The sequence below is a fragment of the Delftia sp. UME58 genome (assembly GCF_014170385.1).
Taxonomy (GTDB): Bacteria; Pseudomonadota; Gammaproteobacteria; order Burkholderiales; family Burkholderiaceae_C; genus Comamonas; species Comamonas acidovorans.
Genome location: NZ_LZZV01000011.1, coordinates 216081 through 239117, shown reverse-complemented (window position 1 = coordinate 239117; position 23037 = coordinate 216081). Strand labels below are relative to the sequence as shown.

Below are 23037 nucleotides of genomic sequence, written 5' to 3'. Positions count from 1 at the left end.
CGTCTCTGGTGTCGGGCCGCGCCAGATTTGGAGGCTGCGCCCTATTTCTGCAGCAAGCTTTCATTGAAGCCACCGTTTTCGGTGGCTTTGCTGTTTAGGCGGATAGTTTTCTGATTTGGCTATCAATGGAGCCGTGCACTACCGACAGCCGTTCAAACTCGCAGGGCTCAAGCGCGGGCAGCCGAGCAAGGGCCGCCCCGCAGTGAGGGCTGCGTCCCCCTCCGCGAAGCGAGAAGGGGGAAGCGGCGCAGCCGCTCAGGGAGTCATCTTCCTAGCCCTTCGTTTGCGCCACCAGATGATGACGCCGGTGATCGACAGGACGGCGACGAGCACGCCGACGAAGGACATGAGCACGCGGCCGGGGGTGCCGAGGATGCGGCCGCTGTGCAGGGGCAGCTGCAGCTGGACGAAGACGTCGGCAGCCGTGCCGTGCCAGGGGCGGTAGGTGCCCAGGACTTCGCCGTTGTCCGAGCTGACGTAGATGTTGGACAGGCCCATGCCCATGGCGCCGGTTTCGTCGTGCGGGTCGAAGAAGGAGATGTTGTAGAACGGGAAGTCCCCGCCCCACCAGATGCCGCCGGCGGGCTGGGCGAAGCCCAGGCGCTGTGCTTCTTGCTGGGCGATGGCGATGGCCTGGGCGAACGAGACCTGGGGCACGAGAAGCGTGCCCTGGGGCGCGGGCTTGAGGGTTTCGTAGGGGCCAGGCGTGGTGGTGGAGACGGTGCTCATCACCGGGTAGAAGACTTCGCGGTACAGGTTCAGCGAGAACGAGGTGAAGGCCACGATGACGATGACGGCCCAGACCCACAGGCCGCCCGCACGGTGCAGGTCGAAGTTGAGCTTGTAGGCTCCGCCGCCCCAGCGCACGCGCCATGAGGGCAGCCAGCGCCGCCACCACGATCCCGCGGCCGCCGTCAGGCGCGGGACGCTTTTCCTGAGCTTGACGGGAAAGGTCAGCAGCAGCGCGACAAAGCTGTCGGCCACCCACAGCAGGGCCAGCGTGCCCATGAACCAGTAGCCCCAGCGGTCCGTTCCCCAAAAGCGCGGGGCCAGCAGGCTTTCGTGCAGGTGGCGCAGCCAGGGCATGAGGTTGCGCTGGCTGAGCGCGAAGCTGCGCCCGTTGCGCTGGCCGGTGATCCGGCCGCTGACGGGATCGACAAAGACCGTGTCATAGCCCAGCGCAGGCGCCTGACCCGTGGCCGGGTCGGGCCGGGGGCGCACCATGAACATGGCGGCCTCGCCCTCGACCAGGCCCAGGGTCATGTAGCTGATCTCGGCGCGCGGCTCGCTGGCCTGCACGGCGGCGGCCAGCTCCAGCGGAGTCTTCAGCGCGCCGCGGGCCGGTGTCTGCAGCATGTCGGCGTTGAGCCATTCGTCGATTTCATGGTCCCAGGACAGCACGGCCCCCGTGAGGCCGGCCATGGTGAGGAAACCGGCCAGCACCAGGCCGATCCAGCGGTGCACCACCGTCCACAACGCGCGCATGCTTCAGATCGCTCCGGCTCAGAAATCCACCGATGCGCTCAGCGAGAAGGTGCGCGGCATGGACTGCACCAGGTAGTTGGCGCCCGGGTAGCCGCCCACGGACGACCAGTAGCCCTTGTCGAACAGGTTGTCGATGCGCGCGCGCAGGGTCAGCAGGCGGTTGTTGCCGATGTCCATGAGATAACGCGCGCCGATGTCGGTGCGCGTCCAGGAGGCCACTTTCAGCGTGTTGGCGCCGTTGGCGTACTGGCTGGAGGTGTGCATCACGCGCGCATTGAGGGCCAGGCCCGAGACGCCGGGCACATCCCAGTCCACGCCCAGGTTGAGCAGGCGCTTGGGCACGCCGATGGCGTAGTTGCCGATGGTGGTGGCATCGGCGGCCTCGCGGATCTTGGCCTCGCTGAAGGTCACGCCGCCCAGCACGCGCAGGCCCTTGACGGGCTCGCCGAAGACCGTGGCCTCCAGGCCGCTGTTGCGCTGCTTGCCGTACTGGCCGAAGACCTGGTTGGCCACATAGGCCGAAGGCATGTCCGTGGTGTACAGCGCCACCGTGGCGCCCAGCTGCGGGCCCTGCCACTTGAAGCCGATTTCCTTCTGGCGCGACTTGTAGGGCGCGAACACCTGGCCGCCGTTGGACACGGGCAGGTCGTTGGCCGTCTGCGGCGCCACGGCGCCCTTGGTCAGGCCTTCGATGTAGTTGGCGTAGACCGAGGTGTTCTCGCTGGTCTTGAACACCAGGCCCAGCATGGGCGTGGTGGCGGACTTCTTGTAGTTGTCGGTCTGCGCGCCCGTGTTGTAGTCGTAGCTGCTTTGCTCGATGCTCTGGCGGCGCACGCCCACGGTCAGGCGCAGGCGCTCGTCCAGCATCGTCAGCGTGTCGCCGATGGCGAAGCTGTTGAGTTGGGTTTCGCCCGCGCGCGTGGGATCGGCCAGGTTGCCGCCGAACAGCGTCATCGCCGGGCGTGCGCTGCTCCAGGGGTTGTAGATGTTGTTGACCACGCCAAAGCCCATGCCCCAGGCATTGCGCTCGGTGGCCGAGTAGGTGCTGGCGGTGGCCACCAGCTCGTGGCCCACGCTGCCCGTGGTCAGGCGCGTGCGGATGCCGACCTCGCCCGTGCCCACGCTGTCCTTGCGCTTGTTGTCGAAGCGCGTGCCCGTGGTGTCGCCGGCCGCATTGCTCACGGTCACGCCGCTCAGGGAGTTGTCTTCCTTGCCGCGGCGAAGGCCGCCTGCGGCCCAGGCCGTGGTGGTGTCGTTGATGTCCCATTCGGCGCGCAGCGTGGCGAACAGGTCGCGCTCGGTGGAGTACGACCAGTTCTGGCCGTAGTTGGTCTTGTTGTCGGGCACGGCCGGGATGAAGTTGCCCGGCGTCACGCTGGGGCGGCCGCCGTTGTAGCTGTTGCGCTGGTAGCCCACGTCGCCCGACAGGCGCAGGTTGCGGCTGCGCCAGTCCAGGCCCACGCCCAGGGCGGTGAGCGAGCGGTCTTCGCCATCCACTCCCGTGCCGCCGTCGCGGCGCACGGCGTTCAGGCGGATGCCGGTGCTCCGGTCAGGGCCGAAGCGGCGCGAGATGTCGGTGGAGACAAAGGCCTGGCCGCCCGTCTGTATGCCGGCGCCCACGCGCGTCAGCGCATCGTTGCCGGCGCGCTTGGGCAGCAGGCTGATGGTGCCGCCGATGCCGCTGCCACCCGGTGCCGCGCCATTGAGGAAGGCATTGGCGCCGCGCAGCACCTCCACGCGCTCGAAGAACTCCGAGGCGATGTACTGGCGCGGCAGCAGGCCGTACAGGCCGTTGTAGGCGATGTCGTCCGAATAGACCGGGAAGCCGCGCAGCACATACAGCTCCTGGAAGTTGCCGAAGCCGCGCGCCTGGCGCACGCCCGGGTCGTTGAGCAGCACATCGCCCACGCTCTTGGACTGGGTGTCTTCGATCAGCTGCTGGGTGTAGCTGGTGGTGGAGAACGAGGAGTTCTTCCAGTCCAGCGTGCCCAGCACGCCGTTGCGCGCCCCCGTGGCCACCTGGCCGCCTGCGAAGGGCTTGGACAGGCCCTGGGCCGATGCGTCGGCACTGGCCTCCACCGTCACGGCCTCCAGCACGGGGTCGCCGCCCCGGGTCTGGGCAATCAGGGCCTGCTGGCTGCACAGGCAGAGAACGGCCAGGGAAATCGGGCGGATGGAGGGCATGAGGATGATATTGAGAATGATTTGCAGAATCCGTTAGCTTACCAACCACATGGGGGCGCTGCTATGAATTTTCTCAATCTGTTGCATTGGAGCAATCCTGCAGGTGATTGAATTCAAAGGCCCTACCCGATAGTCCGTACGCACTCCTCATGGCCGTAATCTTCCAACGACCACGGAGATTCCTGCAGCTCGCGGCGCCCCTATGCATCTGGCACCCCGCCGGCGCCCGTCCGTCGCATGGCGCTGGCCCGGCCCGCGTCCGGCAGCGACAGTCCTGTCCCATACAGGCCCGCAGAACCGGGCCGCACGCCAGGACACCGCCATGCAAATGACACCGCTGATCGCCATCCACATGAGTGCCGCCCTCGGGGCCACGGCCACGGGTGCCATCGCCCTGCTGGCACGCCGCCAGGCCGCCGTCCATCCCCGCCTGCACCGCGCGGCCGGCTACGCCTTCGTCACGCTCATGGTCTGCGCGGCGGTGTCCGCCTGCTTCATCCGCGACTACCGCCTGCCCAACTGGGCCGGCTACACGCCCGTCCACCTGCTGGTGCCGCTGACCTTTGCCGGACTGGGCCGCTCGTTCTGGCACCTGTACCACGGCAACATCGCCGGCCACCGCAAGATCATGCGCAGCGTATACATCGGCGCCTGCGTCGTGGCGGGCGTGTTCACACTGCTGCCCGGCCGCTACCTGGGCGACCTGCTGTGGCAGCAGCTGGGCCTGGCCTGACGCCGCTTTCCTTCCCCCTGACGGAGAACTTCCCATGCGTACCCTCGATCCCCTTGCCCCCCTCGATCCCTCTGCCCGCCACGACGACAATGCCCTGGAGCGCATGGCGCGCCGCCGCGCAGGCGCCAAGATGGGCTGGATGATCCACGCCAGCGTCTATGTGCTGGTCAACCTCGGGCTGGCGGCGCTGTCGCTGTCCCAGGGCAGGCACTGGGCCCTCTTCCCGGCCCTGGGCTGGGGCCTGGGGCTGGCCATCCACGGCGCCGTGGTCTGGTTGGCCCTGCCGGGCAACGGCTGGCACGGGCGCATGGTGGAGCGCGAGCGGCAGGCGCTGCAATCACGCCAGGACCAGCGCCAGGACCAGGGCCGCGCCCGCTGAGCGACGCCATGGGACTACCATTGCTCTCCATGCCCGACCCCGCATCCAACGCCCCATCCCAGCGGGCCGCACAGGGCCACATCGTGGAACGGACCACGCTGCTGCGCCACGGCATCGCAACGACCTCGGCCTGCGCCCTGATTGCCGCCGCATTCAGCCTGAGCAACCATGGCCGCTGGGACGTGAACCTCGTCTATTCGCTGTCGATTGGCCTGACCAGCTGGCTCACCATCGAACTGGGCCGCTGGCGCCTGACGCGGGGCCAGGACATTCCCTGGCCCGGCGGCTGGCGCGGCGCCGCGCTGGTGGTGGCCGGCATCGTGACGGGGTTTGTGATCGGGTCGCTGATCGGCACGGCCTACAGGCAGTGGGCCGATCCCGACGCCAGCACGGCCCTGATGCACCGGCTGTGGATACCGCTGGCCGTCACCATCGTCGCCAGCACGGTGATGTCGCTGGCCTTCTTCCTGCTGGGCTACTCGCGCCACCTGCAGATGCAGGCCGAGCAGGCCCGACGCCAGGCGGCCGAGGCCAAACTCACCCTGCTGCAGGCCCAGCTGGAGCCGCACATGCTGTTCAACACCCTGGCCAACCTGCGCGTGCTGGTGGCCAGCGACCCGCAGCGCGCCCAGGCCATGCTGGACCATCTGATCGCCTACCTGCGCGCCACGCTGGGCGGCTCGCGCAGCACCGAGCATGCGCTGGGCGAAGAGTTCGCACGCCTGCGCGACTACCTGGCGCTGATGTCCATCCGCATGGGCCCGCGCCTGCAGTACACGCTGGACCTGCCCGAAGACCTGGCCCAGGTACCCGTGCCGCCGCTGCTGCTCCAGCCCCTGGTGGAAAACTGCATACGCCACGGACTGGAGCCCAAGCTGGAAGGCGGACATATCGCGGTGCGTGCGCGCCGCATCGAAGGCAACCGGCTGGAGCTGACCGTGGCCGACAACGGCATGGGCCTGGATTCCGGTGCGCCCGCCCTGCCCGGCAGCCGCTTCGGCACGGCCCAGCTGCGCGAACGCCTGGCCAGCCGCTATGGCGACGCCGCGCACTTCGAACTGGCCGCCCTGCCCGAAGGCGGCACGCTCGCCAAAATCACCATTGCCAACGCCGGTTGAAATGACCCACGCCCCCCGCGCCCTGATCGCCGAAGACGAACCCCTGCTGGCAGAGGACCTGCGCCAGGCCCTGGCCCGCGCCTGGCCCGAGTTGCAGATTGCCGCCATGGTGGGCGACGGCCTGAGTGCCGCCCGGCAGGCGCTGGCGCTGCAGCCCGATGTGCTGTTCTTCGACATCCGCATGCCGGGCCAGAGCGGCCTGGAGGCGGCTGCCGAACTGGCCGACGCCTGGCCCGAGGCGCAGCCATTTCCCATCCTGGTCTTCGTGACCGCCTATGACCAGTACGCCATGGACGCCTTCGAGGCCCAGGCCGTGGACTACCTGCTCAAGCCCGTGCAGCCCGAGCGGCTGGCACGCAGCGTGCAGCGCCTGCGCGAGCTGCTGGCCCAGCGCACGGTGGCCCCGGCCGGCGCTGCGCTGGCGCAGGCGCTGGAGCAATTGCGGCACCTGGCCGGCGCCACGGCCCCCGCCGCCGCCGCCACCGCTACCGAGCCGCCGCTGCAGATGATCCAGGCCGGAGTGGGCACGCAGATCCAGATGGTGCCCGTGCACGACGTCGTCTACTTCGAGGCCGCCGACAAGTACGTGCGCGTGCTCACGGCCTCGCATGAGTACCTGGTGCGCACGCCGCTCAAGGAGCTGCTGCCCCGGCTGGATGCCGAGGAATTCTGGCAGGTGCACCGCGGCACGGTGGTGCGTGCGGCGGCCATTGCCAATGCCCAGCGCGACGAGGCCGGCCGGCTGTGGCTGCAGCTGCGCGAGCGAGGGGAAAAACTGGCCGTCAGCCGCCTCTACGCGCAGCGGTTCAAGGCGATGTAGGTGGCGATGTAGGTGGCGATGTAGACGCCGGCTCCGGTCAGCGCAGCGGCGGCTGATCGGGCAGGTCCAGCACGTCATCCCAGGCCACGCCCTGCATCTCGTCCCAGTGCGCGACGATCACGCAGCGCGGCCCGTGCCCGGCCACGGGCGCAGATTGCTGGCCAGCACGGTTCAGCCCCGCCAGCGTGCGCTGCACATGGTCCATCGATCCCCGGTCCAGCGCGGCCAGCGGCTCGTCGATCAGCAGCAGCGGCACGCCGCTGGCCCAGCCCGCCGCCATCCACAGCTTGCGCAGGCTGCCCGTGGACAGGGCCAGCAGGGGCTTGTGCAGGTGGGGCTCCAGGCCCAGGCCGTCGGCATGGGCCTGCCAGGCCGCCTCGCTCCACGCCGGGTGCAATTGCCGCTGTGCCTGCACCCATTCCTGCGCGGGCCGGGCGCGCTCGGCATTGGACAGTTCGGCGCGCGGGTCGCGCCAGAACAGCGCGGGACGCTGCGACGGGTCCGGCTGCTGCGGATACGCCAGGCGCCCGCCCTGCAAGGGCAACTGGCCGGCCAGCGCCTGCAGCAGGCTGGTCTTGCCGCAGCCCTCGCCGCCGCGCACCAGGCACAGGCCCACGGGCCAGTCGTGCGAGGCGCCATCCCACAGCAGCAGGCCCGGCTGCCCGAAGCGCAGGGACTGCGCGCTCACCATCGGCGGCGCCATCGATTGCTGTGCGGTGTCCATCTGAATGTCTTTCCGGTTCTGCGATGCGGGCGATTGTGCACGCGGCACAATGCCGGGCTTTCCCTTTTCCAACCACGCACTACGCATGCGGACCGCCACCATGACCCTCGACTACCTGGATTTCGACTACAGCGAAGACGACGAAGGCACGGGCTGCTGGGACGCCATGGCCAGCGTGGCCGCCACGCGCGTGCCGGCGCTGGCGGCCGAGGTGGAGCAATTGCTGGCCTGGGCGCACCGCCGCTTCAAGGGCCGGCGCGGCCCCATCGAGGAAGGCGGCGACTGGGACTACGAGCTGCAGGCCCAGGACGACGGCGGCCAGCCGCTGGCCTGGCGCTTCGATGCCACCACGGCGCGCCTGCAATCCGTGGCGGCGGGGGATGGCCGCACCACGGTGAACCTGTCGCTCAGCGGCAGCGCGGCCTTCGGCGAAGCATTGCGCCAGGCCTTCGAGCTGCAGGACTGAACATCAGCGCGCGACAGCCTGCGGCCCCTGCACGGAGGCCGGCCCCAGCGGCTGCCACCGCCCGGCCACGTTCTTGAGCAAGGTGTTGACGGCGGCCAGCCGCCGGTTGCGCACATCGATCAGGCTGCGCCGTGCCGACAGCACCGTGGTCTGGGCGCTGAGCACATTCAGATAGGCCACCGTGCCCGCGCGGTACTGGTTGTTGACGACATCCAGCGCCTTCTGCGCGGCGGCCACGGCCTCGATCTGCACCTGCTGCTCGCGCGCCAGGGCGGATGCGGTGACCAGGTTGTCCTCCACCTCCTGCAGCGCCGTCAGCACGGTCTGGCGGTAGGTGGCGGCGGCCAGGTCCAGCGAGGCACGCGCCGACTCCACGGCCGCCGTGCGCGCGCCGCCGTCGAACAGCGCCAGCGCCAGCGACGGGCCCAGCGACCAGAACAGGTTGGGCGCACTCACCAAGTTGGACAGCGATGCGCCTCGGTAGCCGGCCGTGGCCGACAGCGTGAGCGCCGGGAAGAAGGCCGCGCGCGCCACGCCCACCTGGGCGTTGGCGGCGGCCACGCGGCGCTCTGCCGCTGCAATGTCGGGGCGCTGCTCCAGCAGTTGGGACGAGAGCATGGCCGGCACCTCGGGCGGCGGCGGCAGCTCGGCGCCGGCCTCCAGGCTGAAGGCCGCCGGCGGCAGGCCCAGCAGCGCGGCCAGCGCGTGCTCCAGCTGGGCGCGGCTGGTCTGCGCCTCGATGAGCTGGGCCTGGGTGCTTTTGTACTGCGCCTCGGCCTGGGCCACATCGGCCGACGAGGCCACGCCCGCGCGGTAGCGGTTGTTGGTGAGCTTGAGGCTTTGCTCGTAGCTCTGCAGCGTTTCCTGCAGCAGCCGCACGCTGGCATCGGCCGCGCGCAGCGAGAAATAGGTCTGCGTGATCGATGCCTGGGCCGACAGGCGCGCGGCGGCCAGGTCGTCGCTGCTGGCCTGGGCGCTGGCCTGGCTGGCACTGACCGTGCCCGAAACGCGGCCCCACAGGTCCAGTTCCCAGCTGGCGTTCAGTCCCAGCGAGTAGTTGGTCGAGATGTTGCCGCTACTGGCGGTGTTGCCGCCCGTGCCAGATGCACCTGATGCACCGGAGCCCCCGCCGCTGCGCGAGCGCGTGGCGCCGGCCGTGCTGCCCAGCGTGGGGAACAGCCCGGCCTGGCTGCTGGCCACGGCCGCCTGCGCGGCACGCAGGCGAGCGGCGGCCTGGGCAATGCTCTGGTTGCCGGTGGCGGCCTGCTGCTGCAGTCGGTTGAGCTGTTCGTCGCCGAACAGCTCCCACCAGCTGTCGGGCACTTGCGCACGCGACGGATCTGCGGGCCGCCAGATGCCGGCCTCGGCCGCCTCGGGCGTGGCTTCCTTGAACTGGGCCGGCACATCGAGCGCAGGGCGCTGGTAGGCGCTCTGCGTGGAGCAACCGGCCAGCAGCGCGGCGGCCAGCCAGATCGCCGGGGAGTGAAGTGTCTTGAACTGCATCAGCTTGGGCTTTCGGATTCGGGTCACTGGGGTGATGCGGCGGGCACAGGGGTGCCACGGTCCTTGCCCTGCACGCGGCCACGCAGGCCCATGGCACGCTGGCGCAGCCTGTCCAGCAGCACATAGACCACGGGCGTGGTGTAGAGCGTGAGCAGCTGGCTCAGCATCAGGCCGCCCACGATGGCAATGCCCAGCGGCTGGCGCAGCTCGGCGCCATCGCCCCGGCCCAGGGCCAGCGGCAGCGCGCCGCAGATGGCCGCCAGGCTGGTCATGAGGATGGGGCGCAGCCGCAGCTCGCAGGCGCGGTAGATGGCCTGGGCGGCCGTGGCATGGCCGGCGCGCTGCCGCTCCAGCGCGAAGTCGATCATCATGATGGCGTTCTTCTTGACGATGCCGATCAGCAATATCACCCCGATCAGCGCGATCAGCGAGAACTCCGTCTTGAACAGCATCAGCGCCATCAGCGCGCCCACGCCGGCCGAGGGCAGCGTGGACAGGATGGTCAGCGGATGCACCAGGCTCTCATAGAGCACGCCCAGCACCAGGTAGATGGTGATGATGGCCGCCAGGATCAGCAGCGGCTGCCCCGACAGCGCCTGCTGGAAGGCCCCGGCCGTGCCGCTGAAGCTGCCGCGCACCGACACGGGCACGCCCAGCTCGGCCACGGCCGCGCGGATGGCGTCGCTGGCATCCGACAGCGCCACGCCCTCGGCCAGGCTGAAGCTGATGGTGCTGGCCGGCGTGCCCCGGTCGTGGTTCACGGCCAGCGGCGTGTTGGTGGTGGTGATGCGCGCAAACGAGGTCAGCGGCACCTGCACGCCCTGGTTGTTCACGAAGAAGAAACCGCGCAGCGTCTCTGGGCTTTGCAGGTAGCGGGGCGCGGCCTCCATCACCACGCGGTACTGGTTGAGCGGGTTGTAGATCACGCCCACCTGGCGCTGGCCGAAGGCGTTGTTGAGCGTGCCGTCGATCTGCGACACCGTCAGCCCCAGGCGCGTGGCCGCGTCGCGGTCGATCACCAGCGAGGTCTGCAGGCCGAAGTCGGACACATCGCTGTTCACGTCCGTGAGCTGGGGCAGTTGCGACAGCACCTGGCGGATGCGCGGCTCCCAGGTGCGCAGGTCCTGGATGTCGTCGGCCTGCAGCGTGTAGTCGTACGAGCCCGAGCTTTGCCGCCCGCCGATGCGGATATCGCTTTGCGTGACCATGAACAGCCGCGCCCCGGGCTCGTTCTTGAGCTTGTCGCGCAGGCGGTTGATCACCTCGTCGGAAGACACCTTGCGCTCGGCCAGCGGCTTGAGCGACATGAACATGTTGGCCGCATTGCGCTGGCCGCCGCCCGTGAAGCCCGTCACGTACTCCACGGCCGGGTCTTCCTGCACGATGGACAGGAAGCGCTTGAGCCGCTGCTCCATGGCCTGGTAGGAGGTGGACTGGTCGGCCCGGATGAAGCCCATCACGCGGCCCGTGTCCTGGCTGGGCATGAAGCCCTTGTCGATGGCCATGTACAGGTGCACGTTCAGCGCCACCACGCCGGCCAGCACCAGCAGCACCAGCGGCTGGTGGCGCAGGCACCAGGCCAGGCTTGCGCGGTAGCCGGACATGGCGCGCCGCTCGGCACGGCCCACCCAGGCGCCGAAGCGGTCCCAGGCGCGCTGCAGGCCATTGCGCGGCCGGCCCGGCTGCGGCACGCGCTGCGGCCGCAGCAGCGCCGCGCACATCATGGGCGTGGTGGTCAGCGACACCACCATCGAGATCAGAATGGCCGCCGACATCACCACCGCGAACTCGCGGAAGAACCGCCCCACGATGCCGCCCATGAACAGGATGGGCACGAACACCGCGATCAGCGACAGGCTCATGGACACCACGGTGAACCCGATCTCGCGCGCCCCGTCCAGCGCCGCGCGCAGTGCGGTCTTGCCGCGCTCCATGTGGCGCATCACGTTCTCCAGCACCACGATGGCATCGTCCACCACAAAGCCCGTGGCCACGGTCAGCGCCATCAGCGACAGGTTGTCCAGCGTATAGCCGGCCAGGTACATCACGCCGAACGTGCCCGCCAGCGACACCGGCACGGCCACGGCCGGAATCAGCGTGGCCCGGCCATTGCGCAGGAACAGGAACACCACCAGGATCACCAGCGCCACGGCGATCAACAGCGCCCGTTCCACCTCCACCACCGAGGCGCGCAGCGTGGGCGTGCGGTCGGACACGATGGTCAGATCGATGGCCTCGGGGATGGACGCCTTGAGCTGCGGCAGCAAAGAGCGCACGCGCGCCACGGCCTCCAGGATGTTGGCATCGGGCTGCTTGAAGATCTGCAGCAGGATGGCGGGCTTGCCATTGGCCACGCCGTAGTTGCGGATGTCCTGCACCGAATCCGTGACATCGGCCACGTCCTGCAGCCGGATCGCATTGCCATTGCTCCAGCGCAGCACCAGCGGCGCATAGTCGGCCGCCACGCGCGCCTGGTCATTGGCGGTCACCTGCCAGTAATGGTCCTCGCGCTCCACCGCGCCCAGCGGCCGGTTGGCATTCGTGGCCGAAATGGCGGTACGCACCTGGTCCAGCGACACGCCATTGGCCGCCAGCTTCACCGGGTCCAGCTCCACGCGCACGGCCGGCAGCGCCCCGCCGCTGATGGACGCCTGGCCCACGCCCTCCACCTGCGAGAGCTTTTGCGCCAGCACGGTGGATGCCGCGTCATACATCTGCCCGCGCGTCAGCGCGCTGGACGTCAGCGCCAGGATCATGATCGGCGCATCGGCCGGATTCACCTTGCGATACGTAGGATTGCCCGGCATGCCCGAAGGCAGCAGCGTGCGCGCCGCATTGATGGCAGCCTGCACATCGCGCGCCGCGCTGTCCACCGTGCGCGACAGATCGAACTGCAGCGTGATGCGCGTACTGCCCAGGCTGGAGCTGGACGTGATCTCATTGACCCCCGCAATCGCCCCCAGCGCCCGCTCCAGCGGCGTCGCCACCGTGGCAGCCATGGTGTCGGGGCTTGCACCCGGCAGGCTGGCCGACACCGAAATCGTCGGATAGTCCACCTGCGGCAGCGGCGCCACCGGCAGCAGGAAGTACGACACCGCCCCCGCCAGCGCCAGGCCGATGGTCATCAGCATGGTGGCAATGGGCCGGAAGATGAACGGCGCCGAGAGATTGGACAGCTGGCTCATGATCCAGCCCCAAAAATCCCAGGCCGAGCGAAGCGATGGCCCGAGCAAACTCCCCTTCTGCCCGCGCCTGCGTCGTGGTGCTTGCGGGGTTGCAGTCCTGCCGAAGGACAGGACTGCTTCGTCATCTGGCTCGCCGTGATTGTCTGAACGCAGCGCGCCAGCGCGAAGTGAGTTTCACGGCGAACCCCGCAAGCACCACGACGCAGGTGGCCCCGCAGCGAAGCGAAGGGGTCGCGGGCAGTGGGGCGCGCTTCTTTGCCTACTTTCTTGTCGCGCGACAAGAAAGTAGGTCGGCCGCCGGGCCGAACCCCGGCCAGCGGCGCCAGCCAAAAGCGCAGATCAAGCTCAAGCATGGGCCTGCTCCGAAGAAGCACCCCGACGATCCCGCCACCTCTGCGCCCACCCCTCAAACGTCAAATAAATCACAGGCGTAGTGAACAGAGTCAGCAACTGACTCACCAGCAAGCCCCCCACCAACGTCACCCCCAACGGATGCCGCAACTCACTGCCCACCCCCGTCCCCAGCATCAACGGCAAGGCCCCCAGCAAAGCAGCCAAGGTCGTCATCAAGATAGGCCGGAACCGCAGCAGGCAGGCCTGGTAGATGGCCTCGCGCGGCGTATGCCCCTCCTCGCGCTGCGCCTCCAGCGCGAAGTCGATCATCATGATCGCGTTCTTCTTGACGATGCCGATCAGCAGCACGATGCCGATGATGGCGATGATGTCCAGGTCCAGCCCCGCCAGCAACAGGGCCAGCAGCGCGCCCACGCCGGCCGAGGGCAGCGTGGACAGGATGGTCACCGGGTGGATGGTGCTCTCATAGAGCACGCCCAGCACGATGTACATGGTGATCACCGCCGCCAGCACCAGCAGCAGCGTGTTGGACAGCGAGGCCTGGAAGGCCAGGGCCGCGCCCTGGAAGGCGGCGTCCACCGACAGCGGCATATGGCCCTCGGTGCGCAGCTGGGCCATCAGGTCCTGCACGGCCTTGACCGCATGGCCCAGCGACACGCCGGGCGCAGTGTTGAACGAAATGGTGGCGGCCGGCAGCTGGCCCACATGGTTCACAGCCAGGGCCATGGGCCGCTCGCTGACCGTGGCCACCGAGGACAGCGGCACGGGCGCGCCCGCGCTGGAGGCCACATAGATGGCCTGCAGCGACTCGGGCCCGATCTTGAACTGCGGCGCCACTTCCAGCACCACGCGGTACTGGTTGGACTGCGTGAAGATGGTGGAGATCAGCCGCTGGCCGAAGGCGTTGTACAGCGCCGTGTCGATGGCCGCGACCGTCACGCCCAGCCGGCTGGCCTGGGCCCGGTCGATCTGCACGAAGGCCTGCAGGCCCTGGTCCTGCAGGTCGCTGCCCACGTCCACCAGCTCGGGCAGGTCGTGCATGCGCTCGACCAGGGCCTGGGTGCTGGTGGTCAGCTGCGCCATGTCGGGCGAGGACATCAGCAGCTGGTACTGGGTGCGTGCCACGCGGTCCTCGATGGTCAGGTCCTGCACGGGCTGGGCATACAGGCGTATGCCGGGCACCTGCTGCGCATCATCGGACAGGCGGCGCAGCACGGCGGGTGCGCCGTCGCGCTGGCCGTGGGGCTTGAGGTCGATCAGCAGCCGGCCCGTGTTCAGCGTGGTGTTGCTGCCGTCCACGCCGATGAAGGACGAGATGCTCTGCACGGCCGGGTCCTTGAGCAGCAGCTCGGCCAGGGCCTGCTGGCGCTCGGCCATGGCGGCAAACGAGATGGACTGGTCGGCCTCGGTCGTGGCCTGGATGGTGCCCGTGTCCTGGTCCGGGAAGAAGCCCTTGGGCACGGCAAAGTACAGCAGCACGGTCACGGCCAGCGTGGCCAGGAAGACGATCCAGGTCAGGCCCCGGCGGTCCAGCACCCAGGTGAGGATGCGGCCGTAGCCCGCGATGGTGCGGTCGAAGAAACGGCCCGTGGCGTGGTACAGGCGGCCATGCCGTTCTTCCTGGGCCCCTTCGGGCTGGTGGCGCAGCAGCCGCGCGCACAGCATGGGCGTGAGCGTCAGCGAGACCACGGCCGAGATCAGGATGGCCACCGCCATGGTGATGGCGAACTCGTGGAACAGCCGCCCCACCACGTCGCCCATGAACAGCAGCGGGATCAGCACGGCGATCAGCGAAATCGTCAGCGAGATGATGGTGAAGCCGATCTGCCTGGCGCCCTTGAGCGCGGCCTGCATGGGCGGCTCGCCCTTTTCCACGTAGCGCGCGATGTTCTCGATCATCACGATGGCATCGTCCACCACGAAGCCCGTGGAGATTGTCAGCGCCATCAGCGTGAGGTTGTTGATGGAAAAACCGGCCAGGTACATCACGCCGAAGGTGCCGATCAGCGACAGCGGCACGGCAAAGCTCGGTATCAGCGTGGCCGAGGCGCTGCGCAGGAAGACGAAGATCACCGCCACCACCAGGGCGATGGCCAGCATCAGCTCCAGCTGCATGTCGTTGACCGAGGCGCGGATGGTCACCGTGCGGTCGGTCAGCACCTGCACGTCCAGCGAGGCCGGCAGGGTCTCCTTGAGCTGGGGCAGCAGCGCCTTGATGCGGTCCACCGTCTCGATCACGTTGGCGCCGGGCTGGCGCCGGATGTTGAGGATCACGCCCGCGCGCGAACCACCCTCGGGCGTGCCGGCCCAGGCGGCCAGGCGCGTGTTCTCGGCATCGTCCACGGTCTGGGCGATGTCGGACAGGCGCACGGGCAGGCCGTTCTTGAAGGCGATGATGAGGTTGCGGTACTCGGCCGCCGACTGCAGCTGGTCATTGGCATCGATGGTGGAGGCGCGCGCCGGGCCGTCGAAGCCGCCCTTGGCCTGCTTGACGTTGGCTGCGGCGATGGCGGTGCGCACATCGTCCAGCGTCATGCCCAGGCCGGCCAGCGCCGTCGGGTTGGCCTGGATGCGCACGGCAGGCCGGCGCCCACCGGCAATCGCCACCAGCCCCACGCCGTTGACCTGCGAGAGCTTGGGCGCCAGCCGGTTCTCCACCAGGTCATTGACGCGGATTACCGGCAGCGAGGGCGAGGTGATGGCCAGCGTGAGGATGGGCGCGTCCGCCGGGTTGACCTTGCTGTACAGCGGGGGCATGGGCAGGTCGCTGGGCAGCAGGTTGGAGCCCGCGTTGATGGCGGCCTGCACCTGCTGCTCGGCCACGTCCATGGCCATGTCCAGCGCAAAGCGCAGCGTGATCACCGAGGCGCCGCCCGAACTGGTGGACGACATCTGCGACAGCCCCGGCATCTGGCCGAGCTGGCGCTCCAGCGGCGCCGTGACGTTGGAGGTCATCACGTCGGGGCTTGCACCGGGGTATAGCGTGGTGACCTGGATGGTGGGGTAGTCCACCTCGGGCAGGGCCGAAATCGGCAACAGCCGGTAGGCCAGCAGGCCGGCGATCAGCACCGCCACCATCAGCAGCGAGGTGGCGACGGGTCGCAGGATGAAGATGCGGGAAAGATTCATGGGGCCGCCTGGAAGGGCTTGCAGTCTTCAGGTGCCGGGGCGCTGCTCAGCGCCCGGCCGGAGCGGGAGCTGCGGGAGCTGCGGGAGCCGCCGGAGCAGCAGGCGCAGAGGGCGCAGCAGGTGCCGGGCCGGGCGAAGGCTGGGGCGATCCGGGCGACGGTGCCGGCGACCGGCCTGCGGGCGCGGAGCCTTCGGCCGCCGGCGCGGTCACGTTGCCGCCGTTGCCGCCGTTGCCGCCGTTACCGCCACTGCCACCGTTACCACCATTGCGCTGCCCACCGCGCTCGGCACGCAGCTTTTGCAGGTAGGCCTTGCGCTCGTCGGGGTTCATGGTCGCCAGCTTGGCGCGCACATCGGGCGGCAGGTTGCGCATGCCGCGCGGCTGGCCGGAGGCATCCTGCACGGCCTGGTCCACCTTCTGCACCTTGTCAGGCTCGATCACCGTGACCTTGGCGCCTTCGCGCAGGCGGTCAATGCCATCGACCACCACCTGCTCGCCAGGCTTGAGTTCGCCCTTCACGCTGACGCGGTCGCCATCGGTCACGCCCACGGCGATGCGCCGCTGCGTCACCGTGCCATCCTCCTGGACCAGGTAGACGTAGTTGTTCTGCACGGCCGTGGTCGGCACGGTCAGCGCCTGCTCCAGCCGGTCCACTTCCAGCTTGACGTTGACGAACTGGTTGGCGAACAGCCGGCCCTCGGCATTGTCGAAAGCGGCCTTGGCCTTGATGGTGCCGGTGGCGATGTCGATGCTGTTGTCCACCGCATTGAGGCGGCCGCGCCCCAGTTGCTGCTTCAGGTCACGGTCCCACAGCTCCACGGGCAGCTCGCGCCCCTCGGCCAGGCGCCGTGCCAGCGTGCCCACATGGGCCTCGGGCACGGAGAACACCGCATCGATGGGCTTGACCTGGGTGATGGTGACGATGCCGTTGGCATCCGAAGGGTTGACCACATTGCCCCGGTCGGCCTGGCGCAGGCCCAGCCGGCCCGCAATGGGCGCCGTGATGCGCGTGTAGCTCAGTTGCAGCCTGGCCGCATCGGCCTGGGCCTGGTCGGCGGCCACCGTGCCCTGGTACTGGCGCACCAGCGCAGCCTGGGTATCGACCTGCTGGCCGGCAATGGAATCCTGTGCCTGCAGCTCCTTGTAGCGCTGCAGGTCCAGCTGGGCGTTCTTGAGCAGCGCCTGGTCGCGCTGCAGCGTGCCCTGGATCTGGTTGAAGCTGGCCTGGAAGCTGCGCGGATCGATCTCGGCCAGCAGCTGGCCGGCCTTGACCTCGTCGCCTTCCTTGAAATGCAGGCGCAGCAACTCGCCCGACACCTTGGCGCGCACCACGGCCGTGGCGCGCGGGTTCATGGTGCCGATGGCGCTGATCAGCACGCGCATGTCGCGCCGCTCCACCACGCCCACGGACACCGGCTGCGCCTGGGCACCCATGGCGCCGGGGCCGCCAGGCCCACCCGGCCCGCCGGGGCCGCGCCGGCCGCCTCCCGCACGCCCGCCACCCGGGCCGGGCGCACCGGCCGAGGCCTGCTCGCCCTGCGCCGGCGCCCGCTTGTTCCACCACCACAGCCCGCCCCCCGCCACCAGGGCCAGAGCCACCACGCCCCACATCAGGGCGGGTCGTACCCGGCCACGCTGGCGTACGCCGTGGGCATCTGCAACAAAGGGGCTGCTTGACAGGCGTTTCATGGTCACTGCGGGAAGTCGTGGGAGGAAACCGTGGGTCCGGCCCCGGAACAGGGAACGGCGGCGGATGCGGCTATGGTAGCCAGTCCCATGCTCTCCAAAACGAGGCAGATCGCCGTTTTACGCAGGCATTACCCCCGCTTTACCCCGGCTTTACCCGCTCTGGCCAGAGCGTTTTCGGAAACAGGTCGGCCACCCGACGGCAGGGTCTCAGACAAGGCATGGCGCTCAAAACACTGTTGACCCAGGCACGGCCAATGCGGGGCGCATCGGCCGAAAAATCCATTGAAAACAAGGCATTGCACCGCACCCCGGCGCGGGCCGCGCCTCGCCCCCGGTTGGACTGCTCCCCGCGCTTGTGGCTACGATGCGCGGCCGCCGGCCTGCAGGCGCAGGCCGCCATCCATCCGTCACAGGAGAACACCATGACGACTGCCAACCCACGCCTGACCGACCACCCCGAAGAAGCCGCCGTGCGCGTGCCGCTGGAGCTGTACATGCGCGGCCATGCCGAGGACGACAGCGCCCACATGCGCGCCGCCTTCATGCCCACCGCCCGCATCGAAAGCGTGCGCGAAGGCCCGCTGACCTCCTGGGACATCGACACCTACTGCGCCCGCTTCAAGGGCCAGCCCGCAGCCGACGAGGCCACGCGCCGCCGCAGCATCGACGCCATCGACATAGCCGGCACGGCGGCCAGCGCCAAGATCACCCTGGTGCACGGTGCCATCACCTTCATCGACTACTTCGTGCTGCTCAAGACGGAAGCGGGCTGGAAGATTGCCAACAAGGCCTTCCATGCGGTGGTCTAACCCACCCCGCACACCAGCGGCGTGATGCCCTCGGGCCCGTCATCCTCCAGCGGCTGCGGGGGCTGGGCTGCGGCGAGCTTGCCTTCTTCCACGGTCATGCCGCGTGGCAGGGCCACGCCGTTCTTGGCGGCCAGGACCTCGGCCATGATGCTGACGGCGATTTCGGGAGGCGTCTTGCTGCCTATGTACAGGCCGATGGGGCCGCGCAGGCGCGCCAGTTGCGCGTCGCCCAGGCCGAAGTGCTCGCTCAGGCGCTGCAGGCGCAGCGCGGTGTTGCGGCGCGAGCCGATGGCGCCCACGTAGAAGGCCGGGGATTCCAGGGCCTCCATGAGGGCCAGGTCGTCGAGCTTGGGGTCGTGCGTGAGGCCGATGATGCAGGTGCGCGCATCGGCGCGCATGGCGCGCACGAGGTCGTCGGGCATCTCGCGCGACAGCTGCACGCCGGCCACGCTCCAGTGGCGGCTGTATTCCTCGCGCGGGTCGCAGACGGTGACCGCAAAGCCGTTGAACAGCGCCATGGTGGCCAGGTATTCGGACAGCTGGCCTGCGCCGATGAGCAGCATGCGGTACTCGGGCCCGAAGCTGTTGGCGACCTGCAGCGCATCGTGTACCAGCGGCTCGGGCGCTTCGCTGAGCTGCTGGGCGACCTGGCCCGTGGCCTTGTCCACGGTGCGCCGCACCATGCGGCCTTCGTCCAGCCATTGCACGAGCTGCTGCAGCGCAGCAGCGTCGGGATCGAATTCGAGCAGCAGCTCCAGCGTGCCGCCGCAGGGCAGGCCGAAGCGGTGGGCCTCGTCGGCGCTGACGCCGTAGCGCAGCAGCCGGGGCGCGCCGTCGCGCAGGGCGTCGGTGTCCGAGGCGTGGCTGTAGCGGGCGATCAGGTCGTCCTCGATGCAGCCGCCGGACACGGAGCCCACCACGGCGCCCGAGGCCCCCAGCGCCATGATGGAGCCGATGGGCCGGGGCGACGAGCCCCAGGTACGCACCACCGTGGCCAGCAGCGCGCGCTCGCCCTGAGCGCGCCATTGCGCGAGGTGGCGCAGAACATGAACATCCAGGTTTTCCATTGCAAATCTCCACGCCCGCACCTGGCTTGCCTGTGCAGCTGGGCGCCTGGCGTTTTCGGCGGCTATTGTCTCTCTGCATCAAGAAGGGTGCAGCAGCATGTAAAAAGGGCTTGGTAGCGCGGGGCGAAGCATAGAAGCCACAACAAATCCGAGGCCAAAGGCGCCGAGCAAGAGCCGCCTCGCGGCGGGGGCGCCCAGCCGAGGGCGTCGCCGGCTGCCCGTATGCCCCCTCCCGCGAAGCGAGAGAGGGCGCCGTGCACACGGGGGAAGCGGCGCAGCCGCTCAGGGGGAGCGCCCTAGTACCGCGAGAGCAGCCAGCCAGCCCCGAGAACGACGACGATGGCCAGCCCCCAGCACCACAGCGGGATGGCGCGGCGCGAGCGTTCCTCGGCCTCGGTGGCCGGTGCGGCATCCAGCGGCGTGGCCACGCCGGCTGCGGCGTCGTGCTCCCAGGCCTGGGCGTCCACGGTGGGCTCGATGTGGCCGGTTTCATCGGCCAGGCCGGCAGGCAGGTGGGACAGGTCGGCGGTGTCGCCTGCATCGGCAGGCGCTGCCGGCGCGCGAGGGTGGCGCTGCTGCATCAGCGTGTCGAATCGCGCGAAGAAGTCGTCGGCCATGTTGCGGGCGGCGCCGTCGATCAGCCGCTGGCCCAGCTGGGCGATCTTGCCGCCGACCTGGGCCTGCACGCTGTAGCTGAGCAGGCAGCGCGGCTGGCCTGCGGCGTCATCGGGCTCGGGGGTGAGGGTGACGTCGGCCTCGCCCTTGCCGAAGCCGGCCACGCCGCCCTGGCCTTCAAAGGCGATGCGGTAGCGCTCGGGCGGCGTGATGTCGGACAGCGTGACCTTGCCGCTGAACTTGGCCGATACCGGCCCCACCTTGACCGCCATGCCCACGGCGTACTGGTCATCGCCCAGGGGTTCGAAGCGGTCGCAGCCGGCCAGGCAGGCCTTGAGAGTTTCTGGATCGTTGAGCGCCTCCCAGGCCTGCTGCTGGCTGACGGCAAGGGAACGGCTGGCTTGCATTTCCATGGCAATTCCTTTCTGCGATGGGGGTGGCCGCAAGCGGCTCAGCGGCCGGGTGCCGCCAGCAGCCGCGCCAGGTGACCGGCCAGTTGCTGCAGCGATTCCAGGTTGTGTACCGCAAGCATGGCATGGGCATGACGATGCAGCACGGCCGCCCCCTGGGCCAGTGGGGCATACCCGTCAAAGCGCAGCAGCGGGTTGAGCCACAGCAGCCGCGCGCTGTGGCGGCGCAGCCAGGCCAGTTCGCGGTCCAGCTCGGCGGCATCGCCGGTGTCCAGGCCGTCGCTGATGATGAGCACCAGGGTGCGCCGGCCCACCAGGCCTGAAACCCGGTGGCGCGCATGCAGGCGGCGCAGTTCGCCCAGGCTGCTGCCCAGGCGCGTGCCGCCGCCAAAGTCGGCAATGGCGGCGTTGGCGCGCTCCAGCATGGCGTCGGTATCGGCCTGGGCAAAGGCCGGACCCAGGTCGCGCAGCTCGGTGCCGAAGCTGAAGACCTGGCGGCGCAGGCCCGCATGGCGCTGCGTGCTGGTGGCCGCGTGCAGGAAGGCCAGCAACAGCCGCGCATAGCGCTCCATGGAGCCCGAGACATCGACCAGGGCCAGCCAGGGCAGCGGCAGGCGCCGGCGTTCGCGCCGCAGCAGCTGCAGCATTTCGCCGCCATGGTGCGATGCCGCACGCAGGCTGGCAGCCCAGTCGGGCACCGCGCCGCGCTGGCCAGTGCGCGTGCGGCGGCTGCGGTAGCGGGGCAAGGGAAGGGCAATGTCCCGGGCCAGGCGCTGCACCAGCAGGTATTCGCTGGCGCTGAGCTGGTTGAAGTCGGCATGGCGCAGGCGGTGGCGCTCGCTGGCCGTCATGGCGGCGTCCAGCTTCAGCTCTTCATCGACGGCGGCCCTGCCCTCGCCGGCCTGGCGGGGCGACAGGGCTTCCTGCACGCGCGGGCGGTGGCGCGGCGCGGACGGCCGGGGCGCCTGCGGCAGCAACTGGGCCAGCAGTTGCCGCGCCACATCGGGATTGCGGAAGTAGGCGTCGAACAGTTCGCGGAACACGGCGCGGTCCTGGGCGTTGCTCACAAATACGGCCTCCAGCGCTGCGGCCATGTCCTCGCGCGCCAGGCCGACCAGGGACAGGGCCTGCTGGGCCAGCGCCATGCGCCCGCCGTCCACAGGCACGCCCGCACGGCGCAGCGCACGCGCAAAGCCGACCAGGTTGCCGGCGAGCTTGCCGCTGCGCGCATCGCCCAGCCAGCTGGTGCGCCCGCCCCCGTCGGCGACACCGGCGGCACCGGCTGCACCAGCCTTCACGGCGCGGGCTCCGGCGCCAGCAGTTGCTGCAGCCGCTCGGGCGTGAGCGCGGCCACGTCCTCGCGCTGCTTGAAGAGGATGCCGGCCGTGTCGTGCACGACTTCGGGATCGACCACCAGGGTGTCCAGCGCCACCAGGGCCTTGGCCCATTCCACGCTTTCGGCAATGCCGGGCACGCGCTGGAAGGCGTCGGCAAAGGGCTGGCTGCGCAGCCGTCCCACGAAGCTCGCCACCTGGGCGGTCAGGGCCTGCCCGGCCCCGGGCACCAGGGCGCGCACGATGGCCAGCTCGCGCTCGCGCCCGGGATAGTCCAGCCAGTGGTAGAGGCAGCGACGCTTGACGGCATCGTGCAGGTCGCGCGTGCGGTTGCTGGTCAGCACGGTCACGGGCGGCACGCGCGCGGCCACCGTGCCCAGCTCGGGTATGCTGACCTGGTACTCGCCCAGGTATTCGAGCAGAAAGGCCTCGAAGGGCTCGTCGGCGCGGTCGATCTCGTCGATCAGCAGCACGGCGCCGGGCTCGGGCTGCTGCAGGGCCTGCAGCAGCGGGCGGCTCACCAGGTAACGCTCCTGGTACACCTCCTGCTCGGCGCGCTGCAGGCGGTCCTGCTCCGGTGCGGCCGCGGGCTGCGCCGAGGCCAGCTCGGCCGCGCGCAGGTGCAGCAGCTGGGCCGCGTAGTTCCATTCATACAGCGCCTCGCGCTGCTCCATGCCGTCATAGCACTGCAGCCGGATCAGGCGGCGCGCCAGCACGCGCGCCAGCGCCTGGGCCAGCGCGGTCTTGCCCACGCCGGGCTCGCCCTCCAGCAGCAGCGGCCGCTGCAGCCGCAGGGCCAGGAAGACGGCCGTGGCCAGGCGCCGGTCGGCGAAATAGCCTTCGGCCTGCAGCGCGGCGACCAGGGCGTCTATGGAGGCAATGGCTTGCTCGGGAACCTTCATTCAGTCCTTATCCAATCGTCATGGAACTGCGCTTCGTCTGCGCTGCGCAAAACTGGCGCAATCCAACTCAGGGACACCGAGGAAGGGCCGCCCCGCACCGAGGGTGTCGTCCCCCTTCAAGGGGGAAGGC

The 23037-nt window shown here is 69.5% G+C and carries 17 protein-coding genes; 6 read left to right on the top strand and 11 right to left on the bottom strand.

What is annotated here, in order from left to right:
* Positions 1-255: 255 nt before the first annotated feature.
* Together A9976_RS03040 and A9976_RS03035 are read right to left on the bottom strand one after the other, a co-directional pair.
* Positions 256-1485: a PepSY domain-containing protein gene (locus A9976_RS03040; RefSeq protein ID WP_183017752.1), complete on the bottom strand. Its 1230-nt coding sequence runs from the start codon at positions 1483-1485 to the stop codon at positions 256-258.
* 18 nt (positions 1486-1503) lie between these two features.
* Complete coding sequence (locus A9976_RS03035; protein ID WP_183017751.1) at positions 1504-3669, bottom strand: TonB-dependent siderophore receptor; 2166 nt, start codon at positions 3667-3669, stop codon at positions 1504-1506.
* 322 nt (positions 3670-3991) lie between these two features.
* Between A9976_RS03035 and A9976_RS03030 the strand changes: the two genes are divergently transcribed.
* The 4 genes from A9976_RS03030 to A9976_RS03015 are packed head-to-tail and all read left to right on the top strand — an operon-like array spanning position 3992 to position 6719.
* Complete coding sequence (locus tag A9976_RS03030) at positions 3992-4402, top strand: DUF2306 domain-containing protein (RefSeq protein WP_183017750.1); 411 nt, start codon at positions 3992-3994, stop codon at positions 4400-4402.
* Positions 4403-4436: 34 nt separating this feature from the next.
* The gene (locus A9976_RS03025) at positions 4437-4781 is read left to right on the top strand and encodes a 2TM domain-containing protein (protein ID WP_183017749.1); all 345 of its coding nucleotides are present in this window, start codon (positions 4437-4439) and stop codon (positions 4779-4781) included.
* 29 nt (positions 4782-4810) lie between these two features.
* Positions 4811-5899 (top strand): sensor histidine kinase, encoded by a 1089-nt coding sequence (locus A9976_RS03020; RefSeq protein WP_183017772.1) that lies wholly within the window; start codon positions 4811-4813, stop codon positions 5897-5899.
* Position 5900: 1 nt separating this feature from the next.
* Positions 5901-6719, top strand: coding sequence for a LytTR family DNA-binding domain-containing protein (locus A9976_RS03015; protein ID WP_183017748.1), 819 nt, complete (start codon positions 5901-5903; stop codon positions 6717-6719).
* A gap of 37 nt (positions 6720-6756) precedes the next feature.
* On the opposite strand, the gene A9976_RS03010 is transcribed toward A9976_RS03015, so the two are convergent.
* Positions 6757-7530: an ABC transporter ATP-binding protein gene (locus A9976_RS03010; protein ID WP_183017747.1), complete on the bottom strand. Its 774-nt coding sequence runs from the start codon at positions 7528-7530 to the stop codon at positions 6757-6759.
* 13 nt (positions 7531-7543) lie between these two features.
* Between A9976_RS03010 and A9976_RS03005 the strand changes: the two genes are divergently transcribed.
* Positions 7544-7909: a hypothetical protein gene (locus A9976_RS03005; protein ID WP_183017746.1), complete on the top strand. Its 366-nt coding sequence runs from the start codon at positions 7544-7546 to the stop codon at positions 7907-7909.
* 3 nt (positions 7910-7912) lie between these two features.
* Here the strand turns inward: A9976_RS03005 and A9976_RS03000 are convergent, their stop codons facing one another.
* The 4 genes from A9976_RS03000 to A9976_RS02985 all read right to left on the bottom strand — a co-directional run bounded on the left by A9976_RS03000 (position 7913) and on the right by A9976_RS02985 (position 17770).
* Positions 7913-9412 carry an efflux transporter outer membrane subunit gene (locus A9976_RS03000; RefSeq protein ID WP_183017771.1) on the bottom strand — a complete coding sequence of 500 codons (1500 nt, stop codon included), beginning with the start codon at positions 9410-9412 and terminating at the stop codon, positions 7913-7915.
* A 23-nt stretch (positions 9413-9435) separates the two neighbouring features.
* On the bottom strand, positions 9436-12597 hold the full coding sequence (locus A9976_RS02995; protein ID WP_183017745.1) for a multidrug efflux RND transporter permease subunit: 3162 nt from the start codon (positions 12595-12597) through the stop codon (positions 9436-9438).
* A 345-nt stretch (positions 12598-12942) separates the two neighbouring features.
* Positions 12943-16080, bottom strand: a complete 3138-nt coding sequence (locus A9976_RS02990; protein ID WP_183017744.1) for an MdtB/MuxB family multidrug efflux RND transporter permease subunit — start codon at positions 16078-16080, stop codon at positions 12943-12945.
* A gap of 46 nt (positions 16081-16126) precedes the next feature.
* Positions 16127-17770, bottom strand: coding sequence for an efflux RND transporter periplasmic adaptor subunit (locus A9976_RS02985; protein ID WP_183017743.1), 1644 nt, complete (start codon positions 17768-17770; stop codon positions 16127-16129).
* A 422-nt stretch (positions 17771-18192) separates the two neighbouring features.
* Between A9976_RS02985 and A9976_RS02980 the strand changes: the two genes are divergently transcribed.
* Positions 18193-18579, top strand: coding sequence for a nuclear transport factor 2 family protein (locus A9976_RS02980; RefSeq protein WP_183017742.1), 387 nt, complete (start codon positions 18193-18195; stop codon positions 18577-18579).
* Here the strand turns inward: A9976_RS02980 and A9976_RS02975 are convergent.
* The 4 genes from A9976_RS02975 to A9976_RS02960 form a co-directional block, all read right to left on the bottom strand.
* Complete coding sequence (locus tag A9976_RS02975) at positions 18576-19646, bottom strand: XdhC family protein (RefSeq protein WP_183017741.1); 1071 nt, start codon at positions 19644-19646, stop codon at positions 18576-18578. The genes A9976_RS02980 and A9976_RS02975 overlap by 4 nt on opposite strands.
* Before the next feature lie 296 nt (positions 19647-19942).
* The gene (locus A9976_RS02970; protein WP_043824113.1) at positions 19943-20674 is read right to left on the bottom strand and encodes a CoxG family protein; all 732 of its coding nucleotides are present in this window, start codon (positions 20672-20674) and stop codon (positions 19943-19945) included.
* Positions 20675-20712: 38 nt separating this feature from the next.
* The gene (locus tag A9976_RS02965; RefSeq protein WP_183017740.1) at positions 20713-21969 is read right to left on the bottom strand and encodes a VWA domain-containing protein; all 1257 of its coding nucleotides are present in this window, start codon (positions 21967-21969) and stop codon (positions 20713-20715) included.
* Positions 21966-22907: a MoxR family ATPase gene (locus tag A9976_RS02960; RefSeq protein WP_096915597.1), complete on the bottom strand. Its 942-nt coding sequence runs from the start codon at positions 22905-22907 to the stop codon at positions 21966-21968. The genes A9976_RS02965 and A9976_RS02960 overlap by 4 nt, the downstream gene beginning before the upstream one ends.
* Between the last annotated feature and the right edge of the window lie 130 nt (positions 22908-23037).